The organism is Gracilibacillus sp. HCP3S3_G5_2, assembly GCF_052063305.1.
Taxonomy (GTDB): domain Bacteria; phylum Bacillota; class Bacilli; order Bacillales; family Amphibacillaceae; genus Gracilibacillus.
In genome coordinates, this window is record NZ_JBQHXU010000018.1 from 29,097 (window position 1) to 54,965 (window position 25,869).

Annotated in this window: 26 protein-coding genes; 22 read left to right on the forward strand and 4 right to left on the reverse strand. The window is 36.3% G+C overall.

The features are described from left to right. Positions 1-358 precede the first annotated feature (358 nt). From ACTNEP_RS19195 to ACTNEP_RS19255, 13 genes are all read left to right on the forward strand, one after another. Positions 359-1,831, forward strand: coding sequence for a sodium:solute symporter family protein (locus ACTNEP_RS19195; protein ID WP_441163572.1), 1,473 nt, complete (start codon positions 359-361; stop codon positions 1,829-1,831). A gap of 46 nt (positions 1,832-1,877) precedes the next feature. Beyond that, the gene (locus ACTNEP_RS19200; RefSeq protein ID WP_441163573.1) at positions 1,878-3,143 is read left to right on the forward strand and encodes an AGE family epimerase/isomerase; all 1,266 of its coding nucleotides are present in this window, start codon (positions 1,878-1,880) and stop codon (positions 3,141-3,143) included. Beyond that, positions 3,124-4,359 carry a neutral/alkaline non-lysosomal ceramidase N-terminal domain-containing protein gene (locus tag ACTNEP_RS19205; RefSeq protein ID WP_441163574.1) on the forward strand — a complete coding sequence of 412 codons (1,236 nt, stop codon included), beginning with the start codon at positions 3,124-3,126 and terminating at the stop codon, positions 4,357-4,359. Before ACTNEP_RS19200 ends, ACTNEP_RS19205 begins: the two co-directional genes overlap by 20 nt. Then, the gene (locus ACTNEP_RS19210) at positions 4,360-5,115 is read left to right on the forward strand and encodes a glucosamine-6-phosphate deaminase (protein ID WP_441163575.1); all 756 of its coding nucleotides are present in this window, start codon (positions 4,360-4,362) and stop codon (positions 5,113-5,115) included. A gap of 1 nt (position 5,116) precedes the next feature. Next, positions 5,117-6,295 (forward strand): N-acetylglucosamine-6-phosphate deacetylase, encoded by a 1,179-nt coding sequence (locus tag ACTNEP_RS19215; protein ID WP_441163576.1) that lies wholly within the window; start codon positions 5,117-5,119, stop codon positions 6,293-6,295. Positions 6,296-6,298: 3 nt separating this feature from the next. Next, positions 6,299-7,051: a sugar isomerase domain-containing protein gene (locus ACTNEP_RS19220; protein WP_441163577.1), complete on the forward strand. Its 753-nt coding sequence runs from the start codon at positions 6,299-6,301 to the stop codon at positions 7,049-7,051. Between the two features lie 76 nt (positions 7,052-7,127). Beyond that, on the forward strand, positions 7,128-8,264 hold the full coding sequence (locus ACTNEP_RS19225; RefSeq protein WP_441163578.1) for an ROK family protein: 1,137 nt from the start codon (positions 7,128-7,130) through the stop codon (positions 8,262-8,264). 243 nt (positions 8,265-8,507) lie between these two features. Further along, positions 8,508-8,873, forward strand: a complete 366-nt coding sequence (locus tag ACTNEP_RS19230; protein ID WP_441163579.1) for a hypothetical protein — start codon at positions 8,508-8,510, stop codon at positions 8,871-8,873. Between the two features lie 129 nt (positions 8,874-9,002). Next, positions 9,003-9,782, forward strand: a complete 780-nt coding sequence (locus tag ACTNEP_RS19235) for an ABC transporter ATP-binding protein (RefSeq protein ID WP_441163580.1) — start codon at positions 9,003-9,005, stop codon at positions 9,780-9,782. Between the two features lie 12 nt (positions 9,783-9,794). Next, a complete protein-coding gene (locus ACTNEP_RS19240) occupies positions 9,795-10,664 on the forward strand; it encodes an ABC transporter permease (RefSeq protein WP_441163581.1) in 870 nt (289 codons plus the stop codon). A 22-nt stretch (positions 10,665-10,686) separates the two neighbouring features. Next, positions 10,687-11,688 carry an ABC transporter substrate-binding protein gene (locus tag ACTNEP_RS19245; RefSeq protein ID WP_441163582.1) on the forward strand — a complete coding sequence of 334 codons (1,002 nt, stop codon included), beginning with the start codon at positions 10,687-10,689 and terminating at the stop codon, positions 11,686-11,688. A gap of 60 nt (positions 11,689-11,748) precedes the next feature. Continuing rightward, positions 11,749-12,372, forward strand: a complete 624-nt coding sequence (locus tag ACTNEP_RS19250; protein WP_441163583.1) for a cysteine hydrolase family protein — start codon at positions 11,749-11,751, stop codon at positions 12,370-12,372. A 27-nt stretch (positions 12,373-12,399) separates the two neighbouring features. Further along, positions 12,400-13,839 (forward strand): MFS transporter, encoded by a 1,440-nt coding sequence (locus tag ACTNEP_RS19255; RefSeq protein ID WP_441163584.1) that lies wholly within the window; start codon positions 12,400-12,402, stop codon positions 13,837-13,839. A 106-nt stretch (positions 13,840-13,945) separates the two neighbouring features. On the opposite strand, the gene ACTNEP_RS19260 is transcribed toward ACTNEP_RS19255, so the two are convergent. Together ACTNEP_RS19260 and ACTNEP_RS19265 are read right to left on the reverse strand one after the other, a co-directional pair. Beyond that, positions 13,946-14,065, reverse strand: a complete 120-nt coding sequence (locus tag ACTNEP_RS19260; RefSeq protein ID WP_441163585.1) for a VOC family protein — start codon at positions 14,063-14,065, stop codon at positions 13,946-13,948. Between the two features lie 329 nt (positions 14,066-14,394). After that, positions 14,395-14,541, reverse strand: coding sequence for a BH0509 family protein (locus ACTNEP_RS19265; RefSeq protein ID WP_441163586.1), 147 nt, complete (start codon positions 14,539-14,541; stop codon positions 14,395-14,397). Between the two features lie 258 nt (positions 14,542-14,799). Here ACTNEP_RS19265 and ACTNEP_RS19270 point away from each other — a divergent pair, with 258 nt between their 5' ends. After that, positions 14,800-16,083: an NCS2 family permease gene (locus ACTNEP_RS19270; protein WP_441163587.1), complete on the forward strand. Its 1,284-nt coding sequence runs from the start codon at positions 14,800-14,802 to the stop codon at positions 16,081-16,083. A gap of 18 nt (positions 16,084-16,101) precedes the next feature. Here the strand turns inward: ACTNEP_RS19270 and ACTNEP_RS19275 are convergent, their stop codons facing one another. Together ACTNEP_RS19275 and ACTNEP_RS19280 are read right to left on the reverse strand one after the other, a co-directional pair. Next, positions 16,102-16,281: an IS3 family transposase gene (locus tag ACTNEP_RS19275; RefSeq protein WP_441163588.1), complete on the reverse strand. Its 180-nt coding sequence runs from the start codon at positions 16,279-16,281 to the stop codon at positions 16,102-16,104. A gap of 40 nt (positions 16,282-16,321) precedes the next feature. After that, positions 16,322-17,239, reverse strand: coding sequence for a VOC family protein (locus ACTNEP_RS19280; RefSeq protein ID WP_441163589.1), 918 nt, complete (start codon positions 17,237-17,239; stop codon positions 16,322-16,324). 345 nt (positions 17,240-17,584) lie between these two features. On the opposite strand from ACTNEP_RS19280, the gene ACTNEP_RS19285 reads away from it, so the two are divergent. The 8 genes from ACTNEP_RS19285 (at position 17,585) to ACTNEP_RS19320 (ending at position 25,378) form a co-directional block, all read left to right on the forward strand. Further along, complete coding sequence (locus tag ACTNEP_RS19285) at positions 17,585-18,178, forward strand: glycerol-3-phosphate responsive antiterminator (RefSeq protein WP_441163590.1); 594 nt, start codon at positions 17,585-17,587, stop codon at positions 18,176-18,178. Positions 18,179-18,439: 261 nt separating this feature from the next. Next, positions 18,440-19,729 (forward strand): ABC transporter substrate-binding protein, encoded by a 1,290-nt coding sequence (locus tag ACTNEP_RS19290; RefSeq protein WP_441163591.1) that lies wholly within the window; start codon positions 18,440-18,442, stop codon positions 19,727-19,729. 65 nt (positions 19,730-19,794) lie between these two features. Further along, positions 19,795-20,709: a carbohydrate ABC transporter permease gene (locus tag ACTNEP_RS19295; RefSeq protein ID WP_441163592.1), complete on the forward strand. Its 915-nt coding sequence runs from the start codon at positions 19,795-19,797 to the stop codon at positions 20,707-20,709. Then, on the forward strand, positions 20,699-21,523 hold the full coding sequence (locus tag ACTNEP_RS19300; RefSeq protein ID WP_441163593.1) for a carbohydrate ABC transporter permease: 825 nt from the start codon (positions 20,699-20,701) through the stop codon (positions 21,521-21,523). The genes ACTNEP_RS19295 and ACTNEP_RS19300 overlap by 11 nt, the downstream gene beginning before the upstream one ends. Before the next feature lie 11 nt (positions 21,524-21,534). Continuing rightward, positions 21,535-22,665 carry an ABC transporter ATP-binding protein gene (locus ACTNEP_RS19305; RefSeq protein WP_441163594.1) on the forward strand — a complete coding sequence of 377 codons (1,131 nt, stop codon included), beginning with the start codon at positions 21,535-21,537 and terminating at the stop codon, positions 22,663-22,665. Next, complete coding sequence (locus ACTNEP_RS19310) at positions 22,662-23,465, forward strand: sugar phosphate isomerase/epimerase family protein (protein ID WP_441163595.1); 804 nt, start codon at positions 22,662-22,664, stop codon at positions 23,463-23,465. Before ACTNEP_RS19305 ends, ACTNEP_RS19310 begins: the two co-directional genes overlap by 4 nt. An 18-nt stretch (positions 23,466-23,483) precedes the next feature. Continuing rightward, entirely contained in the window at positions 23,484-24,293 is an 810-nt protein-coding gene (locus ACTNEP_RS19315) for an HAD-IIA family hydrolase (protein ID WP_441163596.1), read from the forward strand. Between the two features lie 230 nt (positions 24,294-24,523). Next, on the forward strand, positions 24,524-25,378 hold the full coding sequence (locus ACTNEP_RS19320; protein ID WP_441163597.1) for a metallophosphoesterase family protein: 855 nt from the start codon (positions 24,524-24,526) through the stop codon (positions 25,376-25,378). Positions 25,379-25,869: the final 491 nt, after the last annotated feature.

Consider the following 25,869-nt stretch of genomic DNA (forward strand, 5'->3'; position numbering starts at 1 on the left):
TAATGTTTTATTTGTTATTGTTTTTATGGTTTTGTTTGGAGTATTTGCTGGTAAAAGATCTATTTACTTATAAAATCAAAAAAATACAAATAAATATTAGAAAATTTGAAAACTAGTGAGGATGATGATACTCCATTAAGTAACAAGTTTTATTGAGATTAAGGGAGATATTCAAAAATATAGATGGATATATGAGCGTTTCTCTTTCTGGTTTTTGTCAAATCAATACTACTCCATCCCTCTAAGGTATGAGTTCTTTTAACGCAATTACACTTTACCCTTATATGAAATATTAGTAATAGTCTATGACTAATTAAAATAGGATGTATTGTAAAACAAAATAAAGGGGGCTTGAAAAATGCATTCGTTAGATTGGCTTTCGATCGTATTGTTCTTTTTGGTTATGGTCATTATTGGTTTTTGGTCTTATAAGAAAGTAAACGGTTCGGGGGATTTCTTTGTTGCTGGAGGAAAGTTACCATGGTGGCTTTCTGGAATTTCTCACCATGTATCAGGATATAGTGGCGCTGTATTCGTGGGATATGCAGCCCTTGCTTACACCCATGGATTTAGCCTTTATATATGGTGGGCGGTAGTCATATTTATAGGTGTAACAACGGGGGCTTTTATTATGGCTCCAAGATGGGCAAGGTTAAGAATTAGTTACAATATCGAGTCACCTACAGAATATTTATCTTTACGTTACAATGTGCCAACTCAACAAGTCATGGCATGGTGTGGAGTTTTGCTTAAGTTGTTTGATGTTGGTGCAAAATGGGCAGCAATCGGCATACTTTTAAACGTATTTACAGGAATTCCAATTTTATACGGTATTTTACTTTCAGGTATTATTTCACTTGTTTATATCACTATAGGGGGATTATGGGCTGACGTTTGGACGGATTTTGTACAATTCGTTATACAGCTAGTAGCTGGATTGATTATGTTCTTTGTTGTTTTAAATATGATGGGGGGAATCAGCTCCATTACAGGAATTTGGGACCAATTACCAGCTAGCCATAGCCAGGCTTTCAATGATCCTTATACACTCTGGTATGTCATTTTTTATTTATTTGTTGTTTTCTTAAGTTATAATGGCGGTACTTGGAATCTAGCGACACGTTATATTTCTTCACCAACCGCTAAAGCAGCGAAGAAGAGTGCATTACTTTCAGGTCTGTTATATCTTATCTGGCCATTATTCTTATTCTTTCCAATGTGGGCCGCACCAATAATTTTGCCTGGTTTAGAGGACCCAAGCCAGTCATATGGGCTGTTGGCTCAAGAATTGCTTCCAGTAGGACTTGTAGGATTGGTACTCGCTGCTTTATTTGCTGCAACTATGTCAATGACTTCTTCTGATGCAAACACTATTTCCGCAGTAATTACTCGTGATATCTTACCGGTTATGTCAAAGCGCTTTGCCTCTTTAAATGCCAAAGCCTCTCTCCGAATTGCAAGATGGACTACTTTTATTTTTACTTTTATTACCCTTATCATTGGTATTCAATCCGAAAGTTTCGGTGGTGTATTAGGGTTAATCATTTCCTGGTTTGGTGCATTAGTTGGACCAATTTCGATCCCAATGTTATTCGGATTATTTCCAGCGTTTAAACGCTCTTGCTCAACTGCTGCTATTTCCTCGGTGATAGCCGGCTTAATCATGTTTGTACTCACTAAGTATGTCGTTGCTGTCCCGCTTTCTGTTGAAATTGGTGCACCAGTCATTACCTCAGCAATCGTGTTTATAGGATTAGGATTCTTAAATAATGGAAGGGAAGTGAAACCGGAAATTGAAGGTTTATTGCGTACAGTGAGTAATGATAAATAATCACATGATCAAGACGATCAAAGTGAATCATAAAGTGGGGATTATGATGGATATTGATAAACTTATAAACAAATACAAAAATGATTTACAAGTAAATTTCCTCTCTTTTTGGGAAAAAGCCATCGATTATAAATATGGCGGAGTTTTTACTTGTTTTACAAATGATGGAGCAACATTGGTAAGTGATAAAAAATATATTTGGTCACAAGGAAGATTTCTTTGGTTGTGCAGTCATCTCAGAATAATGCATAAAAGTGGCTTGATCCATTTGCCAAAACAGTGGGAAGAAATAACGGAACATACCTATCGCTTTCTAAAAGAACATGCATTAATCTCTAACAATCATGCTGTATATGCTGTTGAAAGGAACGGTCAGCATATACAAGATCAACTCGATACAAGTATTTTTTCCGATTGCTTTTATGTTTTAGGCTGTAATGCTTACGCTCACCTTAAAAATGATGCTCATTCCTTTGAGCAAGCGATCATTGTTTATCAATCAATCAAGGAAAGAATAGAAAAAAACTCCTTTGTTTCAGAGCCATATCCGATCCCCGACGGATATCGCTCTCACTCTATTCCAATGATTCTTCTAAATGTTAGTCAAGAGCTTTATGAGACGGCATCTAAACTTAACCATCATAGTAAGGCGTATCTGATGAAGGAAACCTTAAGTTTTTTAGAAGAAATTATGAAGGAGTTCAGGGATCAAGATAGGATTATAGAAATGAAGGCTTCTACATTTGGAAATGAAACTACCTTATTGGAAAGACATCTTAATCCTGGACACACATTAGAATCGATATGGTTTATGATACACACAAAAAATATACAAGGCTTAAAAAATAGGAAGTCTACTATTAAACAGTTAGCTAACATAGCTGACAAGGCACTCTCAGTGGGATGGGATGCTACGTATGGTGGATTATTCCGTTATGTTGACAAGGATAGCGGTAAACCGTGGGGGATAGGAAGCGGAACGGCTTACGAAAAGCTGATAATGGAAACATGGGATACTAAATTATGGTGGCCCCATGCAGAGGCTCTTTATACGACTCTATTACTCTATCATGAAACAGGAGAACCACGGTGGAGAAATTGGTTTATTATATTAGAAAATTATATATTTAAGACGTTCCCAAATCCAAACAAGGAAGTTGGAGAGTGGATACAGATTAGAGATAGAGCAGGTGATCCCATCGACAAAGTCGTCGCCTTACCGGTAAAGGATCCTTTTCATATCATACGTAGCTATCTTCTTATTATTAATCTTCTTGAAAGGAAAAGAAATCATGCGCTTAGGAGCGAGTAAGCGAGATATTACTCCCTCAGAGGCTATTAATTTAGCTGGTTTTGCTCACAGGCAAGGCAAAACGAATACCGTACAGGAAAAAATATACGTGAAAGCATTTGTTTTAGAGTTTTGCCATAAAGCTTTTCTTTTTATCGTTGCAGACTTAATTTGGTGGGATAACAGGCAAGTTGAAACATTAAAACTGGAAATCCAAAATAAGTTTAACATTCCCACTGACTACATTTGTTTCCATGCTACACATAATCATTCTGGGCCACAAACAAGTTCTCGATTTAGTAAAAAGCTAGGGAAAAGATCCCACTCCTATCTTGAGTTTCTACATACACAAGTGATCCAAAGTGTTATTAATGCACTCGATAACAAAGAAGAAGTAATTGTCAAAGTGAATCGAGGAAGTGTGCCGATAGGAATCAATAGAAGAAGCATGGTCAATGGAGAGGTAAGGATGGCTCCAGATGAAAGGGGAGGAGTTGATCATGAGGTCTCCGTATTTTCCTTTTATACAACCAAGGGTAAAGCAAAGGCGATTTGGATCCATTATACGTGTCATCCAACCTCAACAGATGCAAATGTTGTTTCGAGTGAATACCCAGGTTATTGTTGTAAGCAAGTGGAAACAAAGTATCCTGGAACGCATGTAGCTTTCCTTCAAGGCTTTTGTGGAGATATTAGGCCAGCACTCATGAAGAAAGGGAATTTTTATCGAGGAACTTTGGAGGATATGGCTTGTATCGGAGATATGCTTGCAAACGAGGTAACTAAACTGCTTGATCAAGAAGGAGAAGTTTGTCATCCAGAGCACATTACTGTCAAAGTGACCAAATTACCGTTAGTTTTTAACACAGAAGAGGTGCATAACAAGATTCCACAAGATTTAGCTAAAGAATGGCCGACACTTGTGCAACAAATAGACGGCCATTATGAATTGTTTATTCAATATGTACAATTAGGTAGTCATTTAAAATTATTATGCTGTAATGCAGAACTAGTCCATGAGTATGGGAAGATGATAAAGGGAATTAACAAGGATATTTTACCACTAGGTTATTCTAACGGAATGGTGGGGTATGTTCCAACTGCAAAACAGTTAATGGAAGGTGGTTATGAAGCCGAGGAATCTCTCTATTATTTTGGTTATCCTGCCAAACTTTCCGCTTCTTTTGAAAATGACCTTGTCAAGCAATTAGAGCAATGTGTAAAAGGAGGTATTTAATTGAAGAAATTAACAAAAGATAATCTGATCTATTACGTTTGTGCTAATCGACATAGTATGGGGCAATTAGCCGCAAAGTTAGCAGGTGATCGGATCAAGCAATTATTACTTGTGAAAGAGGAGGTACGGGTGATTTTTGCTGCAGCCCCTTCACAAAATGAATTTCTGTCTTATTTAACGGGAGATAAGGATATTGACTGGTCGCGTGTCGTTGGCCTTCATATGGATGAATATTTAGGCCTTGCTCCTAATTCTGATCAATGGTTTAGCAAATATCTGCAAAGAAATATTACGAATCGAGTTCAGATGAAAGATTTCCATTTTATTAATGGTTTGGCAGCACCTGAGGAGGAGATAGATCGGTATACCAATTTAATAAAGGAGGCGCCTATTGATCTTGTCTGCCTTGGAATAGGGGAAAATGGTCACATCGCGTTTAATGACCCACCAGTAGCTGACTTTCAAGATCCCACCGTTATGAAGATAGTGGAATTAGACCATTACTGCCGTCAGCAACAGGTTAATGATGGATGTTTTGAGAATCTTGAGGATGTCCCCACCCATGCTTTAACGTTAACGATACCTGCATTAATGTCAGGTAAATCTATGATATGTACAGTGCCAGGCGATTCAAAAAAAGATGCCATCCATAACGTTTTAAATAAAGAAATCAGTACTATGTGTCCTGCTTCTATACTACGGACGCATAAAGATTCCCATCTCATAGTAGATAGGGAAGCATATGGGAGCCTGTAAGATGTCAGGTATTCATACTAGTCTTCTAGGGACTCATTATTTAACAGGAAAAAAGATAGAGGTTCAAATGGTGAATGGGCGAATCGAAAATATAAAGGAAATAGAAGTATTTGAAAACGATAAGAATAATCATGATATTATTGCCCCAGGATTAGTAGATTTACAAGTTAATGGGTTTATGGGGATAGATTTTAATAAAAATCCATTAACTTTTTCAGAATGGAACAAAGTTACCGAACTTTTAGCAGGTGTAGGGATCACAACCTTCTTTCCAACAGTTATTACGAACTCTTATGAGCATTTAGCCCATCTGTTTACTGAAACCGTTAAGAATCTATGTATTCTACCAGTTCATTCTAATATAGTGGGAGGTTTTCATTTAGAAGGTCCTTATATTTCACCTGAAGACGGGCCAAGAGGTGCACATCAGCAAGACTTTGTTCGTGCACCCAATTGGGAAGAATTTTGCCATTTACAAGAAAAAGCACAAGGAATGATTCAAATCATTACGTTATCTCCAGAATGGCCAGAAGTAACGCACTTTATACAAAAAGCTGTAGAAAGTGGTGTAAAGGTTGCGATTGGTCACACAGCAGCAACGTCAAGCCAAATAAAAGAAGCAGTTCAAGCAGGAGCAATATTATCCACACATTTGGGGAATGGCGCTCATCCAACTCTTCCAAGACATCCAAATTATATTTGGGACCAATTAGCAGAAGATATGCTTTGGGCTTCTGTCATATCAGATGGACATCATCTACCGGATAATGTTCTCAAGGTAATCCACCAACTAAAAAAGGAACATATGATTCTTGTTAGTGACAGTGTAGCGTTAGCTGGTATGGAGCCAGGACAATACAACATGCCTGTGGGGGGAGAAGTAACACTATCCAAGAATGGTCGGCTACACATGAGAGCTAATAAAGATCTCTTAGCTGGTTCTGCTCAACACTTATTGCAAGGGGTCCAAAATCTTGTAGATAAAAAAATAGTTGGATTAAAGGAGGCAGTTCATAAAGCCTCTATTTATCCGGCAAAACTACTGAATCTTCCCCAACAGAAGGGTCTTCAAGTAGGTGCTCCTGCTGATTTGATAGTAGTTGATATGTGTTCTAGCAAGTGGAGAGTTTTGGAAACCTATAAAAACGGCCAGTTAATATTTAAAGAAAGGAAGGTGTAGTAAATGGATGTGATGTTAAAGTATTATGACGAAATAAAGAATATTTTATCTGCTGTGATAGCGACTGAAAAAGATACAATCAATGAGGCAGCAAGTGTAGTCGCTGCACATATCAAGCAGGATAAGATTTTTTATGTTTTTGGACCAGGAGGACATTCGAATTTAGCTTCACAAGAAGTGTTTTTTCGTGCTGGTGGACTAATGCATGCTAGTGCCATTTTAGATGAAGGAACACTACTTAGTAATGGCGCTTTACGGTCGATGGCAATTGAGCGTACGTATGGTTATGGAAGAATCGTCATCGAGGATAACCATTTGCAAAAAGGTGATTTACTAATCATGGTAAATGCATATGGAATAAATAGTGCAACAATCGATGCAACATTAGAGGCAAGAGATCGTGGTGTAAAAACGATAGGCATCTGCTCTTTTGAGCATGCAGAAAGCACGCCGAAAAATCATCCTGCCAGACATCCATCCAAATATAATTTGCATGAAATTACTGATATAAGTATTGATTCGAAAATAAAAGTAGGAGATGCGGTGGTGACTATCGAGGGGATAGAGCAGAAGGTTGGTGCATTGTCCACCTTTGTTAATGCTTTTATTTTGAATTCTATCTGTATGGAGGCAACCCAAAAACTCGCGAAAGCAAATATTGAACCACCGATCTGGAAAAGTGGCAATGCGACAGGCGGGGATGAGTGGAATCAACAATTTATGGATCGATTTAAGGATAAGATTAAGAAATTGTGATTCTTTAGGAAAAACCTTTCTTGGACTCCCCGTGAACCAGCAGTTACGAGTTTTCTATGAGAATGGAGTGTACTATTTGTCAAAGGGAACAGGAATACTTAGAGAACAAAATAAAAGGAAAATATTATTCCATTTACGTCAGTGTAGAGAGACAACGAGAAAAGATTTGGCAGAAACATTGCAAGTGAGTAAAAATACGATTTCGTTGATTGTTGACGAATTTATTCATCAAGGAATCTTGAAGGAAGTGGGCATTAAAGAGCCAGGAACAAAAGGCAGGCCGAAAGTGATCATTCAAATGAATGAAAATGCGTATCAGTCGATAGGATTCATTATTAATAAAAATGAGATTGAATACACAGTAACCAATTATTATGGTAAGGTGTTAGAACAACAGCTTGTCTCTAGTCCTAATAAAAATTCAGAGAAGGCGAAGAGGAAGCTCCAGACTTTAATTAAATCTCTTTTAGGAAAATACGATAAAGTACTTGGTGTCGGAATTGGTATACCAGGTATTGTAGATAGGGAAAGACAGATCATTTATAGATCTACTCGTTTGGAATGGCAAGATGTATCCCTTATAGATGAAGAACATCAGGCATTCAGTATTCCATTCACAGTAGAAAATAGTGTGAACTTAGGTGCGTTACACGCTATTGAACAGGAAGGAAGTCAACAGGGTGGGAGTTCTTTTTATATTCGGGTAGAAGAAGGTGTTGGAGGAGCTTATATTATTGATAATAAGATTATTAATGGAGGAAGCTGGACGGTTGGAGAGATCGGTCATATATCATTGGATCCAAAAGGAGAAGTATGTGCATGCGGCCAGAAAGGTTGTCTTGAACACTTAATTAATACGAATACCTTTCGAGAAAGACTAGCAAACTTTGGGCAACTTATGATAGAGGATGGGATGTTTTCAAATGAAGCGGAACGGCAGAGAGAAGTAAAAGAACTATTCAGTGAATTTGGAACCTATTTAGGAAAAGCACTTGTTTATGTTATTCATTTAATTAATCCTAATCAGATTGTTATTGATACTCCTTATAATCGTTCCCAAAGCTTTTCAACAAGTTGTTTAAATTATATAGAAAATAATGCGCTACAATTTCCAATCCAAAAAACAAAAATAATTTTCAGCAAAGAAAGGTCCAGTTTAAGTACAGGAGCGGCTCTATCTACCATTATTAATTATGAAAGGCTTTATTGGTAGTAGATTTATACAAACCACCTACCTTTAACAGCCTTACAGAAACAGTCTTCAAGACTGATTCGGCTTAATGAGTTTCAATATTAGAACAAACTCCACTATTATTCTATATGATCCACCATGTTTTAACATTCACTTAAAAACAATGTAAAATAATGTTACAAAAATAAAGATAGTCAGATAGATGTGTGTTAGGTTTAGAACATCCAGAAAGATAGACAGGAGGTGCACTAGATAAACAAGACATTGGAAAACTCTACAATTGGAAAGTTGAAACAGAATTTAATGAAGCAAAATAATCAAGTGCATCAGGATATTTTTAAAATAGGATTAATTGAACAACACGTCACTCTAATAGAGAACAAAATTATAATTGTATCGAAAAATAAAAGAATTCCTGTTTTGAATATCATCTATGAAACAAGTAAAGATGTCTCCCATATAATCGAAAGGTTAGTAAATATCAATTATAAAGAGCAATTGGAGAAAAAGTTGGTAGAACATTTTGATTTTGATATTGAAATCGTTCTACGAGACTATGATCCTACTAAGAATATGAATGTAACAATTATCATTTTGAGTAATAATATAACAAATTATGTGACTGGTTAAATGAACTCAATCTTTTGAGAGCAGGAAAACCGTCAGCTTATGATCTTATCATGGACGAGAGTCTATATTTTCGGAGATCTGAGTTGACGGTTTTTTCTATATTATAAATTGAATGAGGGAGTGGATAATATGTATAAATTGGAAGTTGTAGAGGGCAGTAAAGTTTTCAGAAAAGGGGGGCAAGACATTATTGCATTACAGGAAACAAATATGAAAATCTCTGAAGGTAAATTTGTCAGTATAATCGGACCTAGCGGATGTGGTAAGTCTACATTATTTAATATGATAGCGGGCTTATTAAAACCTAGCTCCGGCGAAATTCTATTGGATGGCCAAAATATTATCGGAAAAAGTGGACATGTAGGGTATATGTTGCAGAAGGATTTATTACTTCCATGGCGGACGATTTTGGCTAATATCATTTTAGGTCTAGAACTAAAGGGAGTGTCGAAAAAAGAAGCAGAAAAAAGAGCGATTCCCTTGATGGAAAAATACGGGTTAGGCGGGTTTGAAAATCATTATCCAGGTGAATTGTCAGGTGGTATGAAGCAAAGGGCCGCGTTGCTTCGCACGTTGCTATATGATCAGGATGTTATTTTATTAGATGAACCATTTGGGGCTTTGGATGCTCAGACGAGACTACTGATGCAAACTTGGTTATTGCAAATTTGGGGAGATTTTAAGAAAACAGTACTATTTGTTACCCATGACATTGATGAGGCGATTTATTTATCGGATGAAATTTATGTGCTTTCACCTCGACCTGGGAGATTGAAGGAAATTGTTGCTGTTAATCTTCCTAGGCCGAGAGGGCAAGATACATTATCCATGTTGGAATTTGTTAATTTAAAGAAAAGATTACTTGGAATGTTAAAAGAAGATCAAGAGAGCCTTGATAAAGCTGAATAAGGAGGAAACAAGATGAATAGTGGATCTAATAATGTGGCGGTAAGTAAAGATCATATGACACAAAGAAGTGTTGTTCCTAAAGTTAAGAATCAATCCGTAGTAGATGATCCAGAGCAGCGAGAAAGTAGAACAAAAAATATCACTTTACTAGGCAGAATACTTGTTGGATTTCTCATTGTAGTTGCCTGGGAGTTATGCACTCGAGTTGGAATACTAGATTCTTATTATTGGAGTAATCCTTCCACCATTGTCCAGACAGGCTGGACATCATTGACCGAAGGATCATTATTAATGGATTTGGCGTACACTTCAGGAGCAACTATTATCGGTTTTATATTAGGTACCTTTATTGGATCGTTGCTTGGGCTATCTTTTTGGTGGTCAGATCTATATTCCAGAATATCAGAACCTTATATTATTGCATTCAATGCTATCCCTAAGTTAGCGTTGGCGCCGGTATTAGTTATTATGTTTGGCATCGGTTTCTCCTCTAAAGTTATTTTAGCATTCATGATGACTGTCATTGTGACTGCGTTGGCAGCAAAAAGTGGTGTGCATTCCGTCGATAAAGATTTAGAAAAGATGTTATTTTCATTAGGTGCGAGTAGAAACCAAGTATTTTCGAAGGTCGTTATTCCATCTGCAATGCCTTGGATTGTGAGTAGTTTGAAAATTAATATAGCGTTGGCCTTAGCCGGGACGATTGTTGGAGAATTCATTAGTTCGAGACAAGGTATTGGAAGGATGATTTTATATGCAGGACAAATAATGGATACTAATCTCGTTTGGGTTGGTGTAGTGGTGTTATCTGTCGTATCCATTCTTATGTACTTAGGTACGGTCTGGTTAGAACGATTCTTATTACAAGGAAGACCACAATAATAGAGAAAAAGGGGACAAGTTTATGAAAAAACTGTTACTTATAGTAATTGTTTCTTTGATGGTTTTAGGTGGGTGTTCGAATGCCTCGGGTGCTGAGGAAGAACTGAAGAAAATTACAATTGCAGAACCACTTCATTTAATTGGATACTTGCCTTTATATGTTGCAATAAATGAAGGATATTTTGAGGAAGAAGGATTAGATGTAGAAGTAGTAACATCGACTGGAGGGGCACATGTTACCACCGTTATAAGTGGAGAAACTTGGGGTAATATTGGTGGTCCAGAATCCAATCAAATGGCGAATGACGGAAGTGATGATCCGATTAAGTCTATTGTCAATGTGGTTAACAGGGCAAATGTGTATATCATGGCTGAAACGAATCAAGTATTGGAGGATGATAGTGAACAAGGATTGAAGGAGTTTTTTGAAGGAAAGACAATTGCTGCAGGACGATATGGAGGTAGCCCCAATCTCTTAACAAGATGGTTATTAATGAATGTTGGACTTGATCCTGATAGTGATGTCGTATTAGAAGAACCAGCTGACGGTTCCGCAGTTTTATCTTTAGTTGAGAATGGACAGGCTGATATGGCTGTTGGAGCAGAACCGCAAATAAATAGTGGTATTGACAAAGAAGTTTGGAATGAACCATTTTATAAATTTCCTGAAATTGGTGATTATGCTTATTCAGTATTAAGTGTTAGACAATCAACAATTGAAGAAGATCCTGAAGCTGTTCAAGGTTTTGTAAATGCAGTTATTAAAGGGTTGAAAGCAGTGAATGACGATAAGGAATTAGCAATGAATGTGTTAAAAGAGGAATTTTCAACATCTTCTGAAGAGGATTTGCAAGCTTCATTGGACAGAGCGTATTCCGATGATTTGTGGAGTGTAGATGGATATATTTCTGAGGAAGCCGTTGAAAATGTAATGGAAGTAGTGGAACAAACAGGAGTGTATACAGATGGTTATGATTATGATGAATTAATCGATATGCAATTTGTTGAAAAGACAAATGAATAACAGGATTGAGAGTGGGGGATGAAGCCTCCATTCTCTTTAAAAAAAGAGAGGAAGGGAAATATGTCACACTTAAAACCAGAAGAAACAGCGTTGATCATTGTTGATGTACAAAATGATTTCTGTCATGAAGAGGGGAGCTTAGCACAAAAAGGAGCAAATCTAGAAATGGTTAGTAGTATGATTACTCCTTTAAAAAAAGTGATAGAACAAGCAAGAAAAGCAGGAGTAACAGTTATTTTTATTCAGACCATACATGAAGACAGTACGGATTCGAAGACTTGGATCAATCGCTTTAAAAATAAAGAAAAGCCAGATGTATGTAGAAAAGGGACATGGGGCTCTGAATTTTATCGAATTAAGCCACACGCTGAAGATATTGTCGTGATAAAGCATCGTTACAGTGCTTTTATTAATACAAGACTAGAATCGGTGTTAAGAACGAAGGGGATTAAGTCATTGCTGATGACAGGAATTAGTACAAACGTATGTGTAGAATCGACTGCAAGAGATGGTTTTATGCTAGATTACCAGGTGGTGCTATTGGAAGACTGTTGTGCCTCTTTTTCAAAGGAAGCACACGAAATGACTATAATCAATATTGATGAATATTTTGGGGATGTGACAACCTCAGATCAAATTTTAAACAAATGGATGACACCCGAACCATTAGTACGGACTTTCTAGATTGCAAGAAGTGTAGGTGAATGATTGATGGGAAAAGCTAATTCTGAACATATTGTTTTACCGATAACTAAAGAAAAAACAATTGCACCAGTATTTATTCTGTTAGTAGTGTGTCCTGGTGCTTTTTTGTCTCACTTTTCCGCAGGATTGATTAATATTGCTTTACCTCAACTGTCATTATTTTTTCAAGCTTCTCTCAGTATTACACAATGGGTGATCACTTCCTATTTATTGGCAGTAATGATTAGCTTACCTCTAATGGGTAAGCTAGCAGATATATTTGGATTGAAAAAGGTACATAATATTGGATATATAGTGTTTGGGGTAGGTGTACTACTATCAGCAGTTTCCTTTTCCTTGTTTTTTTTAATAGCAGCAAGAATTATTCAAGGTGTTGGTGCTGCTATGCTACAATCTACTAACATGGCGATTATCTCAACGAATTATCCGGACGAAAAGAGAGGGAGAGCATTAGGTATTATTGGAACCTCAGTTGGGTTAGGAGCGTTATTAGGACCGTCTATAGGTGGGTTATTGATCAATGTCTTTTCGTGGAACATATTATTTTGGATACAAGTACCGATCATTATTGTTGTATCTGTATTATCATTTCGTTTTATTCCCAGCGATAATCCTGAACGGGCAAATAAACCTTTTGATTATTCGGGAGCTGCAATGTTTGCCTTTGGTATCACTGCAGTTATTTATGTATTAACAATGATAGGAGATAATGGGTTTGCACTTTACTTGCTACCTGTTTCTTTGACTGGTTTTATAGTAATTTGGTTATTTATTAAAAGAAGTTATCAAATAGAATACCCATTTATTCGACTTTCCTTATTCAAACCGCCTCTTATAAAAATAGGAGGTATAACGATTATTGTTAGTTATTTGACTACATTCTCTACAATGGTTGTTATTCCCTTTTATTTAGTAGGTGTATTAGAAGTAAGTACATCTTTCGCAGGAATATTATTAATGGCGTATCCTTTATTTATGGCAATAACTGGACCAATCAGTGGAAGTCTAGCAGACCTTTTTGGTGGTAAAAAGGTGGTGATAACTGGATTGGGTCTCATGTTGGTTAGTTTAGTGGGATTAAGTTTTATTTCATCAGCAACTGTTACTTGGAAGATTGCCACTTTATTATGTCTACTTGGAGTAGCAATGGGGGTCTTGACATCACCAAATTATACATTGATGATTGGTCAAGTATCTAAAGAATTATTAGGGACAATGAGTAGTGCAATCGCTTTGCTAAGAAATTTAGGACTGGCATTAGGTTCTGCCTTAGGAGTAACATTTATGAATTTGTGGGTAGAAGGATCAATAACGGAATGGATGAGCGGAGGTGATCATAGTCAATTAGGTCAAGTTATCCTTGGATTTCAAAGTTTTTTTTGGTTTCTGTTGTTCATTAATACAGTAAACTTATTATTGAGTATCAGGGTTTTTGCAGAAAATTAAAGGAATCCCTCTGAGAGTATCTCTATGGGGATTCCTTTGTAAGGAGTTTTTAAGTGCCTATTATTTATACACCTTCTGCAACTCCACAACATCAAGCTTCTTCATTTTAAGAGTAGCTTTCTGTTGGCACTATTTTCCATGAAATTCCGTGCTTATCTTTTAACCATACGCATTGTTCGGATTCAGGAACCGCAGACAGTTTGTCACAGTAGTAATCAACATTCATATATTTCGATTCTTATATATATTTTTCCAGTGATTTCTCATTTTCGATTAAGTTTTATAGGTTATTTAAATATGCTTTTATATTAAGTTTGTCATATCCACACATGCCTTTATTAATAATGATTGGATGTGACTTTATTTATTACTTTTTCGGTGTTGATTCCGTTTCTATTTGGTAATGCATTCGGTGTGCTCAATATGTCAATTAGTAAGTGGATATTTAAAAGAATAGCAAAAAACTGAGTTATCATTAAGTTAATTTGGCTTTTGTATTAATAAGAAAAAATGAGTGAATAAGGAAAAAATATCATGAATAATTTTTATATCGAGCTACATTAAATCATATACAGAGTCCTCGAAATAGAGCCAGTGAAAATATTCAATTTGTTCGTCTGTCATATGTAATAGGCTTTCTTCACTAAATTTGTTTTTTTCTAGGAGATGTTCCATTTTGTCGTTTCTTTCGATTTGGCTCATCTGAAGTCCTCCTTGCAACTTGTTATTAAACGCTTTCATTTGTTATTTTTATTATAAATCTCAATATGAGATTATACAAATATCAATTTGAGAACAATTGAGTAGAAAGTAATATAAGGTTGGTATCATTAAATAGGAGCGTTTTATTAATAAGAAACAAATATTAAAGTTGACAAGTCCCTTAAATTTAATACAATATAAGTTGGCTCTTTTATTAGAGTGGGTCGGGAGAGGGATAATTGAATAGAAGGAATTACATTGAGAAAAGATATATTCCAATTAAAACAACATGGGACAAGTGTAAAACAAGAACTGTCTGCTGGATTAATCGGATTTTTCACGATTGCTTATATTATTGCCGTGAATTCTCTTATCTTATCTGAAGCGGGTGTTCCTTTGGAAGGTGCCGTATTAGGAACAATTCTTACTTCTTTTGTTGGCTGTTTGATTATGGGATTATGGGCAAATGCGCCAATTCTGATTGTTCCTGGCATGGGTATTAATGCGATGTTTACTTATACGTTAGTACAGTCTATGGAGCTCACCTGGCAACAGGCTCTGGGTGTCACTACTCTGTCAGGTCTTATTTTTACAGTAATTGCATTTTCAACGCTAACAACGGTGATCAAGAATGCCATTCCTGAATCATTGACACTAGCAATCAATATTGGGATCGGTCTATTTCTGATGTTAATCGGATTAGAAAATGGTCATCTTGTCAAGCGAGGCGAGCAATCGATTATTACCTTAGGGGATTTCAGTGATCCTGCTGTTTTTGCGACGATTGTTACGTTCATCATTGCGCTAGTCTTATTTATTCGTAATGTAAAAGGTAACTTCTTATGGACAATTCTGTTTGGAACTGGAATAGCATTTTTATTAGGAGTACTGCCTTCTAGAGCAAATGAATCATTTTCGTTACAAGGATATCAGGAAGTATTCGGTGCTTCCTCTTTTGTTGATTGGGCAACATTACCGTATTTAGTGGCAGTGTTTTCGATTACGATGGTTGTGTTGTTTGAAAATGTTGGTTTAACCTATAATCATGTTGCAGCAACGAATCGACCAGAGAAGTTTAAAAAAGCTTTTCAAGCAAATGGCATTTCTGTTATGTTATCTGGTCTATTTGGTTCGAGTCCAACCGTATCTACTGCAGAGACAACAGCAGCCATTACGGCAGGTGGACGTACCGGATTAACTACCATAACGACAGGTTTCTTGTTTTTAATTGTTACTTTTTTTATTCCATATATCCAAATGATTCCTTCCAATGCGATTGCACCGGTATTGATGATCATCGGAGGGCTTATGGTCCAAGATATAAAGAAATTAGATGTACGTGATCTAAGTGAGTCTTTCCCTGCGATATTTATTATCGTGATGATCCCTTTCACTTACAGCATTGCAGATGGAATTGCGATTGGATTTATTCTTTATGTGATTTTGAAATTAAGTACAGGAAATGCACGAAAAGTACCCTATCCGCTTTACGTAATTGCTTGCCTGTTTTTACTTCATTTCATTATTCACTTTGCAGTTTGAGTCTAGGACAACAGAAATTTATACGTACAAAAATCCAAACGATTTGAACTGCACCCTGTCAAGTAGACAGTGAAAATAATAAAAAATGATTTTAGCGGCCTTCGTCCTGTATTCTATAGGACTGAGGCCCTTTAATTTTCCTTGATACCTATGATGGTTGTAAAAATATATATCGCTTTCCGAAGGGCAAAATTCCAAGCTTTTATTTCTTTTGCGATTGGTTAAACCTTCCTATCGACTATCCTATGTACGCTTGCTGTAACTTTTTGATGTCAAGTTTTTTCATTCGTAGAGTCGCCTGACTAACACGTTCAATTTGTTCTGGTGTACTGTTACTGCTCATCATTTTTTCCATTTCTGTCGGCACTATTTGCCATGACAAGCCATACGTATCTTTTAGCCAACCGCATTGTTCAGCCTCAGGAACAGAAGATAGCTTATGCCAATAGTAATCAATCTCCTCTTGAGTGTCACAATATACCATAAAGGAGATAGCTTCGTTAAAATTAAATGGATGATTTAATGCACTGTCCATTGCAGTAAACCACTGATTTTCCAGCATGAAATCAGCAAACATAATTGTTCCTTCTTTGTCAGGTTCCATCCCTTTAGTATAGCGCTCGATATCTCCTTGTTTTGAATCTTTAAATACAGACATATAAAAATTGATCGCTTCCTCTGCTTTCCCGCAGTTATCGCCGACAAACGTAAACGAGGGGATTATGGTAGGGCGTTCATCGCCTTCTGGATTGGTAAGGATTAGTTGCCACGATAGACCGTACTTATCTTGAATCCAGCCATACTTCTCACTAAATGGATAAGTATCAAGTGGCATTAATACGGTTCCACCTTCTGTTAATTGATTCCATACCATATCTAATTTTGTACTTGCATCTTTTTCACGTGAAGGGTCAAAGTTAACCATGAAAGATATCGATGGATTGAATGTAAAATGTGGTCCCGCATTGATCGACATGAATTGGTGGCCCCATAACTCAAATGAAATGATATCCGCATTACCTGACGGTGTATCATGGATGGTTGTAATATTGTTAATGTTGGATTCCGGAAAAATGGAAGCATAAAACGTTGCAGCTTCAACTGCTTCCTTGTTATACCATAAATGAGGGACAATGGTTTGAGTTAGTATTGACATCTTGATACCTCCTTTTTTGTTTAGTTTACCATTTTGCATCTATTTCCATTTCTTATAAATTGCTAACATTGTAATACAAGGACTAAAAGCTAAAAAATGGAACAAAAATAAAATGATAGAAATGAAAGAGAGGATTAAGAAGACATTAATTATTTTACTAAGATGTTAAACGTCGTGTTAGCTTTTTCCGTTTCGTTACTAAATCATTAATAGGAAGGTTAGTTAACTTTACGTTTTTTTCACTTTCTCTTTATCAAGAATTAACAATGGGGCGATATTCTATCAATACAGAGGCTAAAAGTCTGTATTGATTTTAATCAAGATTAAAGGGGGATGCAGAAATAAATGCATGAGGGGATTTTATTAGAAAGCTTAAAAGAGAATAAAATGGTTGCTGCATTAAAGGAATCAAAGTATATCGAAAAGACGATTAAATATAAACACAATTTAAGTGCAGTCCTATTAATGACAGGGACGATTTTGACTGTGAAGCGTTATGTTGATTTTATCCAAAGCAATGGACTTCCGGTCATTTTACATGTGGAAAAAATCGGCGGATTAGATATGGATAAGGATGGTATTGATTTTGTAAAAAAATATGTTAAACCAGCAGCTATTGTAACGACGAATCAGGGAATAATTAAGAGAGCAAAAAAGGCAGGGTTGTTCGTCGTTCAACGAGTATTTTTAATCGATACAGATGTATATCTCCATTTAGTGAGAGATCCCGATAATATACAAGCAGATCTCATTGAGGTAATGCCAAGTAGAGCCCCTGATATCATAGAAAAATTATCTAAGGTTTCACCTGTTCCTATCATTACTGGGGGACTTTTATCTTTACCAGAGCATGCAAAAAGTGCTTTGGAGCATGGGGCGATTGCGGTATCTACCTCAAATCCAGATATGTGGAAATATGATGTTAATTTAATAGTTTAAATAGATTTTACATTCCTTTTAAACTTCTTTAATATTTCGCAAGTATACTCATAATTGAAAAGTGAATAAAACAATCGGTGCAATTAGAGAGACCAAAAATAAATAGTATATGTTTCCTATATACTGTCTATTTTTGGTCTCTTTTTAATTTGTATGTTGGAGGTGACATATTCTGTTTCAGTATAAGTAAATAAGAAGAATTCCTGCTATGTTCTATTATCAGCTTTTACTAAAAAATACTTTTTGTAAGGAGAGGGAAAAATGAAGCAGTTATTAAGAGTAGTAACCTTTTTCACGCTAGTCATGTTCTTAGCAGCATGTAATTCGGAAGGAACCGCAAGTACCAACGACAATGAAAAAACGGTTATTGAGTATTGGCATGTCAATGCGGAAACTCAAGGTGGTCAAGCAGTTAAACAATTGGTCGAAGATTTTAATGCCCAAAGTGACACAGTAGAAGTGGTGGATAAATACAATCCAGATATGTACAAGGGATTAATGCAGAATCTTCAGGCAGAAGCTGCAGCAGGGAATTCACCGGCCGTGGTACAAGTTGGTTGGTCGTTTTTGAATTATTTTTCCGATAATTTTAGTTATGTTCCTCCACAAGAAATTGTTGATGCACATTTTCCAGAAGATGAAACATTTCTACAAGATAACTTTCTGCCAAATGTTTTAGGCTTAGCGAAAAATGAGAATGGTGAGCAAGTCGGTATTCCTTACTCATTAAGTTCTCCAGTTCTTTATATTAATAGGGATCTTCTCAGAGAAGCAGGACTAGATGAAAATGGGCCAAAGACATGGGAAGAAGTGAAAGAATTTTCAAAAGTAATTAAAGAGGAAACAGGGAATTATGGTTTCTATTTCCAAGAGCCCGCAGATAACTGGGCTACACAGGCATTATTAGAAAGTAATGGTGCTCAGTTTATTACAGATGGAAAAGCAACCTTTGCTTCAGAAGAGGGAATTGAGGCGTATCAATTATTAAGAGATATGGTGGTAGAGGATGAAACGGCTCTACATATTGGCTGGGATCAAGGTATCCAAAGTTTTATTGATGGAAATGTAGCAATGGCTTATACAACGATTGCCCAACGTTCTAACATTCAAGATAATGCACAATTTGATGTGGCGGCAGTGAAATCACCAGCTTGGGAGGGGAAAGAAGTAAAGCTTCCGGCAGGTGGAGCAATGCTTTCGATCACAGCCCAAGAGGAAGAGCAACAAAAGGCAGCATGGGAGTTTATGAGATTTTTATATAGTGTTGAGTCTGTAGCAGAATGGACAAAAGGTACTGGATATGTACCGCCTCGCCAGGGTGTTGCTGATGCGGAAAATGGCTTGAAATCCTATTTAGAAGAAAATGAAATGATGACTGCCGCAATTGAACAAATGGATGGTGTGGTACCTTGGGCGTCTTTCCCTGGAGATTCAGGATTAGAAGCGGAACAGCTACTTTTAGATGTACGCGATCAAATTTTAAGTGGCAGTGTGTCAGTTGAAGAGGGATTAAAGTCAACAGAAGAGCAGGTTAATGAATTATTGCAATAAAAAGAGATTCGAACTGCTAGGGGGCAGGTCTGCCCTCTTAACAGTTCATTTTGGAGGACGTGTACATGAGTACCTTAATTCAGGTGAGAGAAAGGCTACATCTTAACAAGGAAAATGTATTTGGTTATATTCTGCTCATCCCATCTATTATCATTTTTGCTATCTTTACGTTCTGGCCATTTTTATATACCGTTTATCTAAGCTTCTTTGATTGGAATATGATTAGTCCGAATAAAGAATTCGTGGGATTGCAGAATTATGTGGATGTTTTAACAGATTCGAGAACCTATCAAATCCTTGGTAACACCTTTTTGTATATTGTTTTATTACTCGCCATAAATTGTGTGGTTCCTTATATCTTTGCTTTTGTGATTGATGTCATTTTGAAACGGTGGAGAGGTTTCTATAAAAGTGCCATGTTTTTACCTGCATTTATTTCCTTGGTAGTTGGTTCGATCTTGTTTACTTGGATTTTAAACCCGGTATCGGGTCCGTTAGCGATTATTTTTGGTTGGTTTGGTTTAGAAATTCCGAACTGGACGAAAACAGAAGGATGGATCATTCTTGTCCTAAGTATTATTACATCCTGGAAGGTGTTCGGATATAATTTCATTCTTCTTTATGCATCGATTAATGGTATTTCCAGGGAAATTATCGAAAACGCTCGATTGGATAATATTCCACTGTGGCGGATTTTCTTTCAGATTATTTTACCGATGAGCAGTGCTACCGGAATTTATGTTTTTATCATTACCATTGTTCAAAGTTTGCAATACGTGTTTACACCAGTTAGTGTGATTTCTCAAGGTGGACCAGATTATGCAAGTTCTAACCTTATTTATCATGCATATCATGAAGCATTTGTTGTGTTTCGGACAGGACACTCAGCTACTTTATCCATTATAACAATGGTATTATTTCTCCTTTTATTATTTCTGGAATTTAAGTTTGTAGAACGGAGAATTTATTATGAAAATTAACAGAACCGTAGAAATAACATGGCATATGGTCTTTTGGGCAACGATCCTCTTATTAATTTTTCCAATTGTCTATGCGCTTGGAATGTCCTTTAAACCGTTACAGGATGCTTATAACAATGTTCTCAACATATTTCCGTCAAATCCGACACTGGAAAACTATACAACATTGTTTAATACCTTACCGGTTGTACAGATAACAGCTAATACGTTTATTATTGCGTCTGTGGTGACCATTTTTAAAGTAATTACCTCTTTTTTAGCGGCGTATGCCTTTGTGTATTTTGATTTTAAAGGGAAAAACATCTTGTATTTTGTTTTAATTAGTACTATTTTCATTCCATTTACCGTTACGATGATACCAAATTATTTAATTATTTCTGAATTGGGATTGTTAGATAGTGCTTGGGGTGTTATTTTACCACAGCTTGCAGACGCGATTGGTATTTTCTTGATTAGACAATCGATGAAGAGTATTCCACTCTCACTTATCGAGGTGGCACGACTAGATAATATAGGTCATGCAAAAATTATGAAAGATATTGTATTACCATTAGTTAGACCTGCTGTAACATCTGTTGGGATTTGGTTTTTTATTAGTACATGGAATGAATTTGTCTGGCCTGTTCTTATTTTAAAAACGACAGAGAACTATACGTTACCACTGGCATTACAAATGTTTATCAGTGTAGAGGGTGGAACAAACTTTACTGTGGCGATGGCTGTTTCGGTTGTCACGATGATAATCCCTCTTGCATTATATTTAACTTTCCAGAAGTATATCATCGGTACATTCACTTCATCTGGAATTAAATAATGGAGGTTATGATGAAAGAAATTCGATTTGAACACGTAAAAAAATCCTATGGAGATACAGAAGTAGTCAAGGATTTAAATTTCACCATTAACGAAGGGGAAAGATTAATTTTACTTGGGCCATCAGGGTGTGGAAAATCAACGATATTACGAATGATTGCTGGATTAGAGGAAATTACAGAAGGAAATGTATATATGAATGGAGAAAGAATCAATGATGTTCCTAGTGGTCACAGAAATGTATCGATGGTTTTTCAAAATTATGCCTTGTATCCTCATATGACAGTGAAGCAGAATATCATTTACGGGCTAAAAGTACAGAAATTATCTAAACAAGAAATTCAAGACAGACTAGATTCGGTTTTAGATATGTTGCAATTAAAGGGATTAGAAGATCGATTGCCGAAAAATTTGTCTGGTGGACAACGTCAACGTGTTGCATTAGCAAGAGCAACGGTCAAGCGTAGTGATTTTTTCTTATTAGACGAACCTTTGTCTAATCTAGATGCACAGCTACGAGAATCAGCCCGCAAAGAGTTGGTAAAGATTCATGAAATGTTTAACCAAACCATTGTATATGTTACCCATGATCAGATCGAGGCGATGACCTTTGCAGATCGTATTGTTCTAATGTATAACGGAGAGCTACAAATGATCGATACACCAACAAATGTGTATCATCGTCCAGCTAATGTTTTTACTGCAAAATTTATCGGCTCACCGCCAACCAATATCATTGAAATAGATTACCAGGATGGAAGTATTCAAATAGGTAAACAGCTTTTTGACTTAAATGATATGTGGAAAGAACATTTAACCAAACAGAATAACCGAAACTTATTGTTTGGCATTCGCCCAGAGCATGTCGAATTGTCTACCACCCCATTATCTAATGGATTAAAAGGTAGAATTAAATACAAAGAAAATCTCGGAAAAGGCTATAGCGTTTATTTGGATATAGATGGACAGGAAATGGTTGCAGTAAGTGAAAAAGGAAACTGGCAGCAAGACCAACTAATCTATATGCGTCCAATTATTGATCGAATTCATTTATTTGATCAAGAAACCGAAAAATCAATTGGCTATCCAGAGCAATTATTAAAAGCAGATCAAATTATAGAAGAAGGTAGGGTTCTTATATGACAAATAAATCAGTTACTTATTCAGATTTACCACTATTGAACAAAGGTATTATCGAAAATGTGCAGCAATTAATAGAATATGGTGCTGACAAGATCGAATTAATGATGGATGGAGACAAGTGGGAGGAGATGGAGCAACTTTTTGAACCTCTTGCAAACCAATTAAAAGAATTTCCGGTTTCTTATTCCATTCACCCTCCAGCATGGGATATTAATTTAACGAGTGAGAATAGAGCGATACGTGAGGCATCTTTCAATGAATATAAGAAAGCAATTGAATTTGCCGCAATGATTAGTGCCAGCCACGTTGTTATCCATCCTGGATTTTGTTTTTCTCCTGTTTTTGATAAACAATTAGCACAACAACGTGCGACACAGTTGATTGGTGAGTTATGCAAAATAGCAAAGCCACTTGATGTACGGTTAGCGATTGAAAATGTTGGTTACAGGGGCAGTGCTATTTTCACGGAAACTGAATTTGTTCACTTCCTTGATAATTTCGATAGAACAGCTGGTTATTTAATTGATATAGGACATGCACAATTAGATGGTTGGGATATACCCTCTGTCGTTAACGCTGTTAAAGATAGATTAATCGCTCTTCATATCCATGATAATAGGGGAACGGCAGATGATCATTTGCCACTTGGTCATGGCGAAATGGACTGGAAAAAGGTGCTGGATATTGTTAAAGAACACCAAATTGATTGTGAGCTAATTTTAGAATATGCGCCGGGAACATCACTGGAAGTATTGCGAACTGGAAAAGAACTTTTAAATCAGAACGTTCTTGTACGTTAGGTGAAGGAAGTTGATTCGATGATTTCACCTAACGACTACGAAGCCTATTGTTTTGATATGGATGGAACCATTTATATCGGTGATCAATTATTACCGGGGGTGAAAGAAACCTTCGAAACAATTAGGTCTCATCAGAAAAAGGTTCTTTTTATTACGAATTCCCCCACACTAACAAGAAAAGCTGGAAAAGCACGACTGCAACAATTTGGCATAGAGGTTGCCTTAGGAGAAGTAATTACCGCCCCTTATTTAGCAGCTCTCTATTTTGCTGAAGCTACTACTGGTGCATCTGTTTTTATAATTGGTGAACAGGCGATACGTGAAGAGTTGGAAAGTCTCTCGATTAAGATCGCTGATAGGCCAACAGAGGCTACACATGTTTTAGTAGGTTTAGACAGAGAGTTTACTTATAATGATTTACAGATGGCTATGGATGCGGTACGACATTGTGGAAAGCTGATTGTAACTAATCCTGATCCTAATTGTCCAGTGCCAGGAGGTTTTATTCCAGATACAATGTCTATAGCTAAGGCGATAGAGGTTGCGTCTGATAAGAAGATAGATAAAGTGATCGGAAAACCACATGATACATATGGAGATAAAATGTTAGATTTGCTAGGACTAGATAGCAAGAAGATATTAGTTATTGGCGACCGGCTGGAAACAGATATTCAATTAGGAATCACCAAGCAATTTGGAACCTGTCTCGTCCTTACAGGGGTATCGAAAGAAGAAGATGTGAAAAAATCCTCTATTCAACCAGACTATGTTATACAAAATTTGGAGAGTTTATTCCATCATACGTTGACCGGCCAATCTATCAAGTAAAGTACTTTGTTTTTACGTCCCAAAGGTTGAGTACAAAATTTAGCCTTTGGGGTGTTAAGGTATGGATAAGTAGTAAGAAAATAAACTAGGATGTTGATAACTAGCTATAATTAATAGTCTTGCTTTTACGAAAAAGTAGAAGAAATAATGAAAGAAATTAACGTTTTTTTACCAAATATTTATCTAGCGTTAATATTAGTCAGGTATTATTTAGGGTGAGGAGGGATAAAATGAAATTTTCTGTTATCGGGGATTTGCATTTTCCAGAAGTAGATCAAAGCGTGGAAGGTTTAGAGGAAGCAAAATGGAATTTTTATCGGTCTTTCTTAAGTCATTTTCTTGATCATGAGGCAGATATGCATATTTCACTAGGTGATTTAACGAATTATGGTACGACTGAAGAGCTCAAAGGAGTTTATCGAATTATTGATAATAAATATAAGAACTTTTATCATGTACTTGGAAATCATGATTTATATGCACAACCGATTGAGCGTGTACTTGAGATTACAAAACAGCCTTTGTATCATACTGTTGCCAAAGATAATGCTATTTTTGCCTTTTTAAACACAGCTAGAGAAATGGATTATGAGGATTGGGGCGGTACGATCAATCAAGAACAATTGGAATGGCTTGAGGAGGTAGTCGAGGCATCTGGCACTAAACCGCTCTTTGTTTTTGCACATCACCCGGTATACGATACAACCTCCCGTTCAGATATGGAGAAACATTCGATTGATCCTACTATTGATATGTGGCGTATTTTAAACAAGAAAAAAGGTCAAGGTGTTTATTTTAATGGTCATAATCATCAAAATTCCATTGTACATAAAGGTAACTGGACATTTGTACAAATTGCAGCATGTTTGGATGAACAAGCATGGCGTTTAGTCGAATTGACTGAAGACCAGATTATAATTACTAATTATACAATCACAAATCCTCTAATGGCAGAGCAGGCGGCATTTCTCTCCGCCAATATGAATCATTTCAGCCCCTTTCGAAATGCTGGAGGTAAAGAAGAAGATACTTATTGTGTCCTTCCAGTTCGAACAGTTAGTGAGGGTGTTCTATCAAACAAATAATTTTGTGAAATGGAGACTGTCATCTTTGGCAGTCTTTTTTTAGTAAAGGAAGAATAAAACGTACTACTTTATTATGGGTCATTTAAAATTTAGGATATTTCTGCATTTAATTGCCTAACCCAAATAGCCAATGGTACAATAAAAAAGAAAATTTTTACATTTCTAGTTTCTACTTAATAACAATCGAAGAACAGATTCTTCTTTGATGCTATTTTTCCTCCAACCTGTATAAGATTCCCTCGTTACGAAATTCAACCAAATAAAGCTAAAGGAGAAGTGATTGATTAAAAATTTTAAACGGACTTTCTCCCTAAACATGGGACTATATGAACGTGAAAGGACTGCTTGGTTACTTCTAGAGCTTGATAAGATATATATATAAGGAGCATTCCTGTAATAAGAAAAATTGACCCTAGATGAGGTTATTTGGAGTTACACAAAAAAAGCCCTCCTTGGTAGTATAGAGAGTGTCACGTCACGAAACAATGACC